The 11,984-nt window shown below is 32.1% G+C and carries 14 protein-coding genes and 1 riboswitch; of the genes, 10 read left to right on the forward strand and 4 right to left on the reverse strand.

Annotation, left to right across the window (positions count from 1 at the left end; translation table 11 throughout):
- The first annotated feature begins 783 nt into the window (after positions 1 to 783).
- The 8 genes from HLK68_RS06155 (at position 784) to trxA (ending at position 7,162) form a co-directional block, all read left to right on the forward strand.
- Complete coding sequence (locus HLK68_RS06155; RefSeq protein ID WP_006783949.1) at positions 784 to 1,077, forward strand: deoxynucleoside kinase; 294 nt, start codon at positions 784 to 786, stop codon at positions 1,075 to 1,077.
- A 746-nt stretch (positions 1,078 to 1,823) separates the two neighbouring features.
- Positions 1,824 to 3,659 (forward strand): group II intron reverse transcriptase/maturase, encoded by a 1,836-nt coding sequence (ltrA, locus tag HLK68_RS06160; protein ID WP_006783950.1) that lies wholly within the window; start codon positions 1,824 to 1,826, stop codon positions 3,657 to 3,659.
- Between the two features lie 72 nt (positions 3,660 to 3,731).
- Complete coding sequence (locus tag HLK68_RS06165) at positions 3,732 to 4,142, forward strand: deoxynucleoside kinase (RefSeq protein WP_006783951.1); 411 nt, start codon at positions 3,732 to 3,734, stop codon at positions 4,140 to 4,142.
- Between the two features lie 18 nt (positions 4,143 to 4,160).
- Positions 4,161 to 5,336, forward strand: a complete 1,176-nt coding sequence (locus tag HLK68_RS06170; protein WP_009607095.1) for a NupC/NupG family nucleoside CNT transporter — start codon at positions 4,161 to 4,163, stop codon at positions 5,334 to 5,336.
- A 170-nt stretch (positions 5,337 to 5,506) separates the two neighbouring features.
- Entirely contained in the window at positions 5,507 to 6,094 is a 588-nt protein-coding gene (locus HLK68_RS06175; protein ID WP_132942695.1) for a DUF2975 domain-containing protein, read from the forward strand.
- A gap of 12 nt (positions 6,095 to 6,106) precedes the next feature.
- A complete protein-coding gene (locus HLK68_RS06180; RefSeq protein ID WP_006783954.1) occupies positions 6,107 to 6,319 on the forward strand; it encodes a helix-turn-helix domain-containing protein in 213 nt (70 codons plus the stop codon).
- 129 nt (positions 6,320 to 6,448) lie between these two features.
- Positions 6,449 to 6,739, forward strand: a complete 291-nt coding sequence (locus tag HLK68_RS06185) for an ArsR/SmtB family transcription factor (protein ID WP_006783955.1) — start codon at positions 6,449 to 6,451, stop codon at positions 6,737 to 6,739.
- Positions 6,740 to 6,853: 114 nt separating this feature from the next.
- Complete coding sequence (gene trxA, locus HLK68_RS06190; RefSeq protein WP_129821248.1) at positions 6,854 to 7,162, forward strand: thioredoxin; 309 nt, start codon at positions 6,854 to 6,856, stop codon at positions 7,160 to 7,162.
- A 159-nt stretch (positions 7,163 to 7,321) separates the two neighbouring features.
- On the opposite strand, the gene HLK68_RS06195 is transcribed toward trxA, so the two are convergent.
- The 3 genes from HLK68_RS06195 to HLK68_RS06205 form a co-directional block, all read right to left on the reverse strand.
- A complete protein-coding gene (locus HLK68_RS06195; protein WP_006783957.1) occupies positions 7,322 to 7,828 on the reverse strand; it encodes a pyridoxamine 5'-phosphate oxidase family protein in 507 nt (168 codons plus the stop codon).
- Positions 7,829 to 7,983: 155 nt separating this feature from the next.
- Entirely contained in the window at positions 7,984 to 8,421 is a 438-nt protein-coding gene (locus HLK68_RS06200) for a pyridoxamine 5'-phosphate oxidase family protein (protein ID WP_039930904.1), read from the reverse strand.
- Positions 8,422 to 8,514: 93 nt separating this feature from the next.
- Positions 8,515 to 9,705, reverse strand: coding sequence for a cation:proton antiporter domain-containing protein (locus tag HLK68_RS06205; RefSeq protein WP_006783958.1), 1,191 nt, complete (start codon positions 9,703 to 9,705; stop codon positions 8,515 to 8,517).
- A gap of 65 nt (positions 9,706 to 9,770) precedes the next feature.
- Positions 9,771 to 9,829: riboswitch (Fluoride riboswitch) on the reverse strand.
- Positions 9,830 to 9,951: 122 nt separating this feature from the next.
- Between HLK68_RS06205 and HLK68_RS06210 the strand changes: the two genes are divergently transcribed.
- Together HLK68_RS06210 and HLK68_RS06215 are read left to right on the forward strand one after the other, a co-directional pair.
- On the forward strand, positions 9,952 to 10,341 hold the full coding sequence (locus HLK68_RS06210; protein ID WP_132942696.1) for a hypothetical protein: 390 nt from the start codon (positions 9,952 to 9,954) through the stop codon (positions 10,339 to 10,341).
- Positions 10,342 to 10,617: 276 nt separating this feature from the next.
- Positions 10,618 to 11,193: a helix-turn-helix domain-containing protein gene (locus HLK68_RS06215; RefSeq protein ID WP_237701258.1), complete on the forward strand. Its 576-nt coding sequence runs from the start codon at positions 10,618 to 10,620 to the stop codon at positions 11,191 to 11,193.
- Positions 11,194 to 11,524: 331 nt separating this feature from the next.
- On the opposite strand, the gene HLK68_RS06220 is transcribed toward HLK68_RS06215, so the two are convergent.
- Positions 11,525 to 11,977, reverse strand: coding sequence for a hypothetical protein (locus HLK68_RS06220; RefSeq protein ID WP_009607101.1), 453 nt, complete (start codon positions 11,975 to 11,977; stop codon positions 11,525 to 11,527).
- Between the last annotated feature and the right edge of the window lie 7 nt (positions 11,978 to 11,984).

Consider the following 11,984-nt stretch of genomic DNA (forward strand, 5'->3'; position numbering starts at 1 on the left):
GAGTAAATTTAACAGTATGCTTTGAAATATTTCTTAGATTATCTAAATTTAGAGTAACTAAACCCAATCTTAACCGTTCTAAATGAACTTGATATCAAAGTAGAAAAACCTATTTTTATCGCTACTAATGTATGCAATATTACTATGACGTGATAAGGATATAAAATTATTCATTAAAAGAATTAAAAAAGTACTAAATCATTGATCTAGCACTTTTTTAATTCTGCGAAGACGGCGACGTCGTTCATTCAGAAGATATCCAGTTAGTGTTGATATAAGTGTGATGAATGTAATAGTAAAGAAGGTAACCCAGCTATAATGAAGTTTAGTAGCTGTGTTTTCAATGAATAGCATGAGAACTAGGTTCACAAATAATAAAGAAACACTGGCACAAGATCCTAAAACACTAATTAAACGTAAATTTTTTAATAATACAATCATCACCAATCATCCTTTTTTAAAATTATAATAATTTTTCCTGTGGATAATGTGTGCATTTTCCTAAAAGGTACTTATAATATCTCATACAAGTAGAGTGAAATTTGCCGAATTTATACATTCAATTTACGCAATAAAGTTCACGAAAAAACAAATTGTGATTTATCCTAATCTCAATTTTAACAAGCTGTGGATAATATTTTATGGTGAAAATTGGTCGAAAAAAAAGATATATCGTTTAGAAATTTTATGTTAAGATTGTCTTTGTGTATTTTTTGAGATGTCGTAAAATGTCGGACTCTTGAAAAATTTTTTTTATGATTAAAAGAGAGGAAGAGGTGAGCGATGTTGATTACTATTGGAGCGATGATTGGTGCAGGTAAAACAAGCTTAGCCACACTTGTTGCAGATCATTTCAATTCAGATGTATTTTTTGAAAGTGTTGATGATAATCCGATTCTACCGTTATTTTATACGTCAACAGAAGAAGAGATTCAAGCGAATCGATATCCATTTTTATTGCAGTTATGGTTTTTAAATACTCGTTTTAAAAGTATTAAAGAGGCTTTAATACAAGATAATAATGTACTAGACCGTAGTATTTATGAAGATTGGTATTTTGGTGCGACTTGTTGCTAGACAAAGGGAAGCGAGGGTTTCCTACAAAACTAGCCTAATTATTATAGATTAATAATTAGAACTATTATTGCGAAGAGTAGAATGATAGGGTAACGCCTTGAAATGCTCTCTCAAAGTTACGATTAGCATAACATTGAGTGAACAATGGTGTGTTAAAAGCTCGTTAAAACGGACTAGGTATTACCGTAAGATGTGGTTAAACAAATCACAACACGAAAAGCGAACTAGAGGTAGTCGAGTAATATATGGTTCTAGAGTCCATAAACTATCTATGGTTAGGATGCTTGCTATAAATAGAGCTGACGAAGTTGGGAATGTAAGGGTCTAAAACCAGAACTTCTCGAAAGGGATGTATCATCTAAGTATGATTTTAGTGTGGGTGAGTAAGACTCGAAGTTATGAAAATCCATATAGTGTTACAGGCACTATCAAGCTAAAAGGCTCAGACCAACGACCTAAGGATAGATGTAAGGATAGCAATAATGGAACAAGGGAAGCATGGAATATGGAGTGTTCACTCACTATGAAGTATTAATAAGGAAATGTTAAACAACTATAACTTATTTTAATCCATGTGAAAGTGGTGGCATGAAGCTATGAAATATTTTGTAATGAAATATGAGCAATAGCCACTAGACAATTTGAAGTTAAAACTTTAGAAGTTAAATAATTTTAATCAAGGTTCGAGTAAGACTAAGAGATGTTGTAGAACTATCTGAAATTGAATTTCAGATAAGGAGACAGACTTGACAACTAAAATCTTAAAGAAACAGAAACTCAGGAACAACGAGTATTACGATATACAAGATGTTTTTGACAGCTTATACAGTGAGTCTCTAGAAAACAAAAACTTCACTAAACTTATGGAGTTAATTACAAATAGAGAAAATATCTTATTAGCATACAGAAACATCAAAAAGAATAAAGGTTCAATGACTAAGGGAACAGATGGCAGAGACATAACGTTCTACAGTAATATGCCACAAGATGTGTTTGTAAAACATATCCAAAATATGTTCCGAAATTATCATCCTAAAAGTGTTAGAAGAGTCGAAATCCCTAAACCAAATGGTAAAATGAGACCTCTAGGGATACCATGTATGGGGGACAGAATTGTACAACAATGTATCAAACAAGTTCTTGAACCTATATGTGAAGCCAAATTCCACAAACACAGTTACGGATTCAGACCGAATAGGTCGACACATCATGCTATATCAAGAAGTATGTCTTTAATAAATATGAACAAACTTCACTATGTGGTTGATATTGATATAAAAGGTTTCTTTGATAACGTAAATCACAGTAAATTAAAGAAGCAAATGTGGAAATTAGGAATACAGGATAAAAACCTAATCTCTATAATTGATAAAATTCTTAAATCAGAAATCGATACTGTTGGAGTTCCAACAAAAGGCACTCCACAGGGAGGTATTTTATCGCCACTTCTCTCTAACATAGTTCTTAATGAACTTGACTGGTGGATAAGTAGTCAATGGGAATCATTTCAGACAGACCATGACTACACAAGCATTAGAAAGAATGGATATGTAGACCAATCCAACAAATACAAAACAATGAAAACCACTAACTTAAAAGAGATATGGCTCGTGAGGTATGCAGATGACTTTAAAATATTCTGTAGAGACTATGAAACTGCTAACAAGATATATATAGCAACCAAACAATGGTTGAAAGAAAGACTCAGTTTAGAGATAAGTGAAGATAAATCGAAAATTACTAATCTCAAAACAAATTATACCGAATTTCTAGGTTTCAAACTAATGGCTAAACCAAAGAAAGGGAAATATGTATGTCAAAGTAGAATATCTGAAAAGGCACAAGATAGTGTAACTACAAAATTAAAACATCAGATAGTCTACATGAGAAGTAATTATGAATCTAAACAAGTAAACAAACTAAATGCTATGATTCTAGGAGTTCACAACTACTATAAGATAGCAACAAATGTCAGTTTAGACTTCAATAAAATAAATTACTTAACATCAATAACCTTACACAACAGATTAAAACAAGTAATTTCTGACAAACCTTCAACTTCCAAAGCTTTCAAAAAGTTTTATGGTAAGTATAAAGGAAAGATAAGAACAATTAGTAATGTAAGTATATATCCTATCAACGGAATATCTACATCACCACCAATGAACTTCACTCAAGAGATTTGCAACTATACAGTTACAGGTAGAGCGTTAGTGCATAAGAAGTTAAACAACGATTATCATCTTCTAGTCAGATACCTACTAAACAACGTTAGAGATTGTGAATCCACTGAATACAGTGACAACAGAATATCACTAATGATAGCACAAAAAGGTAATTGTGGTGTGACAGGAGAACCTCTTAACGTATGCGATATGCAATGTCATCATAAACTTCCTAAATCACAGGGAGGAACGGATGCGTATAAAAACCTAATATGGGTTAATGAAGATATACACAAATTGATACACGCAACTAAAGAGGAAACAATAAATAAATACTTACATAAACTAAAACTTAACGAGAAAAGTCTTGAGAAACTTAATTCTTTAAGAGAACAAGTTGGAAATTTAACTATTTAAATAATAACTGAAAATTGTTGGAACGCTGTATGAGCTGGAAACTCTCACGTACGGTGTGAAGTGGGGGAAAAGATGGAGATAACATCAAAGTCTTACCTATCACTATCTAAAGTTAATAAAGATTTAGGTCGTATTTCAGATTTAGAATTCAGTTTATATGAGAGTCTTTTAAATAATATGATGGAAGAATTAAACGAAATTCCAAAAAAATCACCAGATTTAATGATTTATTTATCGGGAAGTTTCGAAACTATTTTAAATCGTATTAAAAAACGTGGGCGTGAGTATGAATTAGATGAAGGATTAGTATCCTACTATTATGAGTTATGGAAAGGATACGATCAATGGATTTACGAGCATTATAAAGCAAGTGAAGTTCTTGTAATTAATATCGATGAATTTGACTATGTGAATAATGAAGAACATAAAATGAAAGTTTTATCCATGATTGAAGAGAAATTAAAAGAAATTAGAAGTTTATAACATCAAGTGGAGGGCAACATGAATATTTTGTTTAGTATATTAGCACTAGTATGTTTACTAGGAATTGCATTTATTTTATCAACAGATAAGAAAAGTATTAAAGTTCAAACGGTTGTAATGGGATTATTATTACAAATTATTTTGATTTTCTTCGTTATTAAAGTACCAGTTGGACAAGTGATTTTAGAAAATTTAGCAATGGGTGTAAATTCTATTGTTCAAATGGGAATGGAAGGAGTTAATTTCGTTTTCGGTGGAATTTCAGATAGTTACGTTTTTGCAATTAATGTCTTATCATTAATCGTCTTTACATCAGCTCTAATTTCAGTTCTATATTTCTTAAAAGTTATCCCATTTTTAGTTAAATATGTTGGAAAAAGTGTTGCCAAATTAATGGGAACAACAGATGTTGAGACATTTGCAGCTGTTGGAAATTGTTTCTTGAGTGGAACAGAGTCTCCGTTATTAATCAAACCATATCTTCCAAAATTAACAAAATCTGAATTGTTTGCTGTAATGGTTGGAGGATTTGGTTCAGCATCAGCTAGCATCTTAGCAGGATATGCATTAATGGGAATTGATATGAGATACTTATTAATTGCTGTATTTACAGTTCCATTTAGTACATTAATGGTTTCTAAAATTATGGTTCCTGAAACGGAACAATCATTAACAGAAAATGCAGAAGTATCCGGATCTGAATCTGATAGTTTATTCGAAGCAATTTCTGAGGGAACAGGAAATGGATTAGGATTAGCTTTAAATGTAGGGGCAAGTTTAATTGCCTTCGTTGGATTAATTGCAGTTATTAATGCCTTCTTAGGATTATTCGATACAAATCTTTCACAGTTATTCGGATATGTTTTCCTACCATTTGCGTATTTATTTCATGTACCCTCAAATGAGGCTTTCACATTTGCTACATTAGTTGGAACAAAGTTTGGTATCAATGAGTTTGTTGCTTATGGAGACATGGTTAATGTTATGGGAGCATTATCACCTCGTACAAACGCTATTTTGGCTGTTGTATTATGTAACTTTGCTAACATTTCATCAATTGGAATTCAAGTTGGAGGATTCAATTCCTTCGCCCCAACACGTAAAAAAGAAGTTGCTAAATTAGGATTTAAAGCATTAATTTGTGGAACAATCGCTACGTTAACAACAGGAGCGATTTTAGGAATGTTTATTTAAATCGACAATCTGTTTCTAAACTTTATCGAAAAAAATCGTTACAAGTCGTAACGATTTTTTTTATGTCTTAAAACAAAAAAATATTAAAAATTTAATGATAAACGATAACTTTTTAATATTTTAAACATATAATTTTAGTGTAAGAGAAAAGAAAATTTGGGGTGAGCGTAATGAAGAAGTTAGCTAAGTATTTAGATTTATTTTTAAAGGTTGGTTTTTGGGTTTTAATTATTCTTAGTCCGCTAATGATTATCACGATGGTCGGAGTTGGAACTTTGATGAATAATCCAGCTATTCCTGATACTTTAAAATTAGAAACAAATTTTGTTTATCATGGATTAAGCTTTGTGATGAATTCAAATCTGGATAACTATAATTATATGTCATGGCTATCGGTCATTGAATTATTAATTGGAAATAGTGTCTTGTTATATAATATAGTTCAAATTAGAGGGATTTTAGCTGGGGTATTAGAAGATAATCCATTTAGTAAACAAATAATTAAATGTGTTAAAAAGTTAGCATATGGAATTATAATCGGAAGTCTTATCTTTTCAACTACACAAGCCATTATAAATTATTTATCACTAAATCATTTAAATATTTTAGAATCACTTTATCAAGCAGGAATTGAAGTAAATTATACCTTTAATATTTTTGAAAACTCACTCATTGTGGAAGGGTTGTTAGTTTTACTATTAGTACATGTCTTTCAATACGGACTTCAGTTACAAGAAGAATATGATGCTACACTTTAAGGGAGGAAATGAATGATGGCCATTATAACAAGACTTGATCGGATGCTTGCAGATCGAAAAATGCATTTATCGGAACTTGCAGACCGAGTAGGTGTATCTATTGTTAATTTATCAAATTTAAAAACAGGTAAAGTTAAAGCAATCCGATTCTCCACTTTAAATGCGATTTGCAAGGAATTGAATTGCCAACCTGGAGATATATTAGAGTATACGGATGAAGATTAATTTTAATTCTTTAAAGATGTGAATAGAAATAGGTGATAAGTGAAAGGATTTTATAAAGTCTACAGTGCTAGAGAGATTGTGAGATGCATATCCATATAATAAGGAAAGGATAAAGAAGGATGTGAAGACATGTCTAAAGAAGAGATGATTGTTGATTTATTTAAATGTATCGGGAATCCGACGCGATATAAAATTTTAAAAGTATTGTGTGAGCGTCCTTTATGTGTAAATAAATTAAATGAAGCAGTGGGTTATTCGCAACCTAATATCTCTCAACATTTAAAACTAATGAGAATGTCTGGGATTGTGACATGTTCTAAAAATGGAATGAATATTTGTTATCAGATTGCGGATGACGACATCATAAAGTTGTTAGAATTGGCAGAAGATATTGTTTTGAAACAACGAAATAGAACATAATGATATAATGAAATAATTATATCAACATTTAGATAACGTCAGCATACGATACTATATATTAACTATGAATATCATTATTCCGACAGAGGATAATGTTCCAAAGGAGAGAGTCTAGTGATTGAAATTAAAAATAATGAATTTAGATCAAAAATTGAAGATGGGATTGTTTTAGTTGATTTTTATGCACAGTGGTGTGGACCATGTCGTATGATTAGTCCAGTACTTGAGCAATTACATGAAGAATACGATGGAAAAGTTAAATTTGTAAAAGTTGATATCGATGTGAATCCGGAAACAGCAAAAGAATATGGAGTCATGAGTATTCCTAACTTATTAATCTTTAAAGATGGGGAGTTAGCAGATCGTTTATTAGGATTTAAGCCGAAACAAACCTTACAACAATGGATTAACAATTATTTATAAGCTAATGAAAGATTCATAAAGTAAAATCCATCTGTTTAGCTTTAATGAGTTTTTTAATCTGTGAAACACTTATCTACATATAGAATATGATTGAATAAAGAAGTCAATTTTATAAATAGCTAAGAAAAAGCGATAACTCTTAAAGAGTCATCGCTTTTTTTAACGCAAATTGTTGAGATTATAATATTTTCTACCGGTTACATTTCTTGTTCTTAGCACAATTCTTTTTAATTTTTTACCTGTTCGAACACAGGTATCCGAATGATGAATCTCAGCTCGCCCCATAGCAATCACACTTTTTACTCCATCTGGATTACGCCAATTAAATTCTAGACAGATTTTTGGGTTGCTCTCTAAGAACTCCCATTTCATTCCTTCATTATAAGTATAAAGAGTAAATGTATATTCTCCATCCGATTCTGTATAGCAATAACACATTGGAACAACGTAAGGTTGATTATCTCGAGGATCTACATCTCGAGACCCACTCGAAGAACTAGAGCTTCGACTTGAAGAACTTGAACTTCTAGTAAACGAACTTGAAGAACGTGTACTAGAACTATTATCATCAGCATTATAAGATAAGCCCAACAAGCAATAAGAAGCATTGTCTAATAAGTTATGAATTTCATTGCAAGTTAAATAGCGATATGTTACTGGCACCATGAGTATAATCACTTCCTATATAAAGTAGAACTCCTAAGAATTCTTCTATATCATATGCATTGAAATTTTTCTCAGTTAATTAAAACACCTAGTAATAAATAAAAACCTAATGATTCAGATATGAATCACTAGGCTAAGAGGTCTATAAACTAATTTTATCTTGAAGTATAGAATTTACGACCTGTAACACCATTCTCATCAGGTCGTATAGTTATTCTAGCTAAGCCATTATTTAGTATATCTACATCAGCAGTTCCTGTTACCATGACACTCAATCGACTACGAGAAGTATGATAATTGAATTCTAAACAAACTCTATCATTATCATTGATAGCATCGATTTTTTGTCCATGATTTAAGCTGTGTAAAGTGAAAGTATAAACATACTCATTATTTACACGTAAATATCGGTAGGTGTAATTCATAGGAAAAACAAGAGGTTGTACCTTTAAATTATGGGATTGACTAGAACTAGATTGAACAGAGTGGTTATAAGCAACTCCTAGTAAACAGTAGGGAGCATTATTTAGTACTTCGATAATTTCTGTTGTGGATAGGTTGCGAAAGTTTGGTATGTTAATTTGGGAGGCCATTAGTATAATCACTTCCTGTATACAGTAGAATTCATTATGAATCCTACTTTATACTATGTTGACCATTTTCGATTACCTACTTCAAACGACTATTTAATTTTCTGTTTTTAATAATTTATCACTCGTTAGCTTAATTCCAATCGCACCAATAGGAGCTGTAATTAAGACGCTTAATATTGCGATAGCTTGCATAATTTCACCGCCCACAACTCCCATCTGCATTGGAATAGCTGCTTTGGCAGATTGTACGGTTGCTTTAGGAAGATAAGCAATGACACAGAAAATTCTTTCTTTTAGTGAGAGATTAGTACCAATTAATGAAATTAGTACACCAATTGATCGAACAAATAATGAACAACTTAAAATCCCAACTCCGATTAAGAAAAATTCTCCGACGAGTGTTGGATTAATGGCCATTCCAACGAAGGCAAATAAATAAAGCTTTCCTGTTTTCCAGATAAGGTTCATTTTATCTAGTATGATTTTTGAACTATCCACAATGTAATTTCTAATAAAGAATCCAAAGACCATAACGGTTAATAAAGAATTAAAAATCTCAACGTGACCGTATTTTTCAACAGCGCGCATTGCTAAACAAAGACCGAAGGCAATCATCACTTTTAGATAGTCATTTGAAACGTGTTCAATAATCCCTCTTGTGAGTTTGAAAACAAGATAACCTACACCAATACTTAATACAAGTGTTACTGGAATCATAAGAAGTTGGGTGCTAATCGATCCTGTGTTGAAGTAGATTCCGAGGAATGTTGTAAACAAAGTGATGGCAATCGTATCATCGGCGCTCGCTCCAACGAGTAGCATCTGCGGAATTGCTTTATCTTGGCCAACGCGTCGATTAATTAAATCAATCATAGACGGAATCAAAACAGCAGGACTCACAGCTGCGATAATAAACCCTAAAATTGCCCCTTGAACGAAGCTAAATTTAAGAAGAAGCATCGACATTAAGGCAATTGTAAACCCTTCAAGTGTAGCGGGAACCGCACTTAATAAGATGGCGGGACGGCCAATTTGCTTCATTTGTGCTAAACTGATTCCAAGTCCACCGATAAATAATACGGCTACTAGGGCGATATCTTTGATGACTGGTGCTATTTTTAAAGTAGCTTGCGGCACAACGTTTAAAAATGCGGGTCCGATTATCATCCCAAAAATCATCATTCCAATTAAAGAGGGGAGTTTAATATATTCGACTAACTTCCCACTATAGTTAGCCAAAATTCCAATAATTATTAAACTGAGTAAAACAATCAATATTATCACGTTAATCCTCCTATTTCTTCTAACCACAAAAAAACTCCTACCCTTTAATCCACGACAAAAAAGATTAAAGAGTAGGAGTCATTAGCTTACGCGGTTAATGGCGAACTCCATCGCCTATTGATAACATTATTATATGAGAAATATAACCGTTTGTAAACACTAATCATCACATGATATAATGAAAGAAGTTCTTTAAATGCGACTTTTTTTGCTAAAAATCTACAGAGGAACTATTGGAGAGAGAAGATGAAGAAAAAACTAATTAAAGACCAGCACATTATCTGGATGACGATGATTTTATCCATTTTAATTTTAGTATTTTATTTATTAAGCTATACAAAAGAGGCATGGATTTTATTTTTAATCATGTTTATTTTTGAAAGAATCATTACACCCTACACAGGAAAACGTTTTGAACATACTCTAGATCAATTAGGAGAAATACTCGATAAAGATTTTGATGAATCAGAATCGAAAAGAGTGTTAAAAGTGATTGTTAGTTTAATTGCTTTCGTCATTGTAGCCATTGGTATTTATATTTACGCTTTGATTTCTCATCCATTACTATTTACTATCTTAATGTTAGCAGAAATTATCGATAAAATAATAGAGAAATTCATCTTAAAAAGAGTTTAGCGATTTGTTAAACTCTTTTATATTAGCGAGGTCATCCTATGAATCCGAAGGCTCTTAGTTTTCCAAAATAATAGAGTAATATTGGAATTCTACGATACGTAGATTGATTATTTTTCTCTACTAAGTTAGATTATTTAGTGTACATAACCCATTTGGTTAACCAAGATAAAATACAGATGATTGAGAGATAACTATAGAGTAATTAGGAAAAGATGTAGTTAATTTCATGGCAGTTAATGATTAACGATAAAGGAAGAGGTGAAAATTTTGGATTGTGTGAAGGTAGGAAAGTTACTTTATGACTTACGTAAAGAGAAAAATATGACGCAAAAACAAGTAGCTGAATTAATGAACATTAGCGATAAGACGATTAGTAAGTGGGAAAGAGGACTAGGGTGCCCTGATGTTTCTTTGCTTCCTGAATTATCACAAATTTTTGGAGTTAGTATAGATGGAATTTTATCCGGAGAACTAAATCAAAATCCGGTAGTAGGAGGAAATATGAGAAGATTAAAATTTTTTGTTTGTTCACAGTGTGGAAATATAATGACGGCAACAGGAGATGCAACAGTATCTTGTTGTGGAAAAACGTTAGAAGCATTAGTGCCTCAAAAAGCAGAAGATGGACATTTATTAAGTATTGAGCCAGTTGAAGATGAACTATATGTAACATCAGATCATGAAATGACAAAAGGTCATTATATTACGTTTATCGCTTATGTAACAGGAGATACTGTAATACTTGGAAAGCAATATCCGGAGTGGAATTTACAATTCCATTTCCATAAGAGAAAACATGGAAAGTTATTCTATTATTGTAGTAATCATGGTTTATATTATCAGGTTATTTAACTGGAATTTCTTTAGAATTAAGAGAAATTACCCCAGTAGTTGAGGAGTGTTCACTATGTTCACACTGGGTTCCCCCCCATCAGTGGAGGAAAGCTAAGAGCCTGTCGTCTACTTAGCATGTGGATCCTATGGTTCATATTATCAGGTTGTATAATTTAATATTTCAAAAAGTAAACACTATTACATTATTTAGGTGTGAAATTGAAAAATAAAAGCTCTAGTTATTCAAATCTTCTCAGTTAGAGAGGAAGAATAAGATAGAGCTTTTTTAGTCATTACAACTTTTAAAAATAAATTCATGGATGACATTTTAGATTCTTTTCATCATAGGCTATTTCATAACTGGATAAGGTTGTCCCATAGGTTGATAAGGTTGATTCATAGGCCAATTTTGTTGTCCCATAGGTTGATAAGGCTGATTCATAGGCCAATTTTGTTGTCCCATAGGGTGATAAGGCTGATTCATAGGCCAATTTTGTTGTCCCATAGGGTGATAAGGCTGATTCATAGGCCAATTTTGTTGTCCCATGGGTTGGTAGGGTTGATTCATAGGCCAATTCGGTTGCCCCATAGGTTGATAAGGTTGTTGAACAACTGGATAGTATTGGGCTCCCATAGGATTGTTCATAATAGGTTGTCCACCGCCTACTCCTTGTGGGATTATGATTCTTTGCTCGGTTTGCTCGGGTACACTTTGAATAGTATAATTTGAATAATTATCAATAGGTGTTGAAAAATTTTCATTATTATAACTCATAGATGAATAAGGTTGATTACTGTACATACCATCA

The organism is Turicibacter sanguinis, assembly GCF_013046825.1.
GTDB lineage: Bacteria > Bacillota_I > Bacilli_A > MOL361 > Turicibacteraceae > Turicibacter > Turicibacter sanguinis.

What these genes read in the sequence shown, in the direction of transcription:
- HLK68_RS06220 (WP_009607101.1), bottom strand. Translation starts at nt 11,977, where the DNA reads ATGTACAGTAATCAACCTTATTCATCTATGAGTTATAATAATGAAAAT.
- HLK68_RS06170 (WP_009607095.1), top strand. Translation starts at nt 4,161, where the DNA reads ATGAATATTTTGTTTAGTATATTAGCACTAGTATGTTTACTAGGAATT.
- HLK68_RS06200 (WP_039930904.1), bottom strand. Translation starts at nt 8,421, where the DNA reads ATGGCCTCCCAAATTAACATACCAAACTTTCGCAACCTATCCACAACA.
- HLK68_RS06175 (WP_132942695.1), top strand. Translation starts at nt 5,507, where the DNA reads ATGAAGAAGTTAGCTAAGTATTTAGATTTATTTTTAAAGGTTGGTTTT.
- HLK68_RS06185 (WP_006783955.1), top strand. Translation starts at nt 6,449, where the DNA reads ATGTCTAAAGAAGAGATGATTGTTGATTTATTTAAATGTATCGGGAAT.
- HLK68_RS06165 (WP_006783951.1), top strand. Translation starts at nt 3,732, where the DNA reads ATGGAGATAACATCAAAGTCTTACCTATCACTATCTAAAGTTAATAAA.
- HLK68_RS06180 (WP_006783954.1), top strand. Translation starts at nt 6,107, where the DNA reads ATGATGGCCATTATAACAAGACTTGATCGGATGCTTGCAGATCGAAAA.
- HLK68_RS06195 (WP_006783957.1), bottom strand. Translation starts at nt 7,828, where the DNA reads ATGGTGCCAGTAACATATCGCTATTTAACTTGCAATGAAATTCATAAC.
- HLK68_RS06155 (WP_006783949.1), top strand. Translation starts at nt 784, where the DNA reads ATGTTGATTACTATTGGAGCGATGATTGGTGCAGGTAAAACAAGCTTA.
- HLK68_RS06210 (WP_132942696.1), top strand. Translation starts at nt 9,952, where the DNA reads ATGAAGAAAAAACTAATTAAAGACCAGCACATTATCTGGATGACGATG.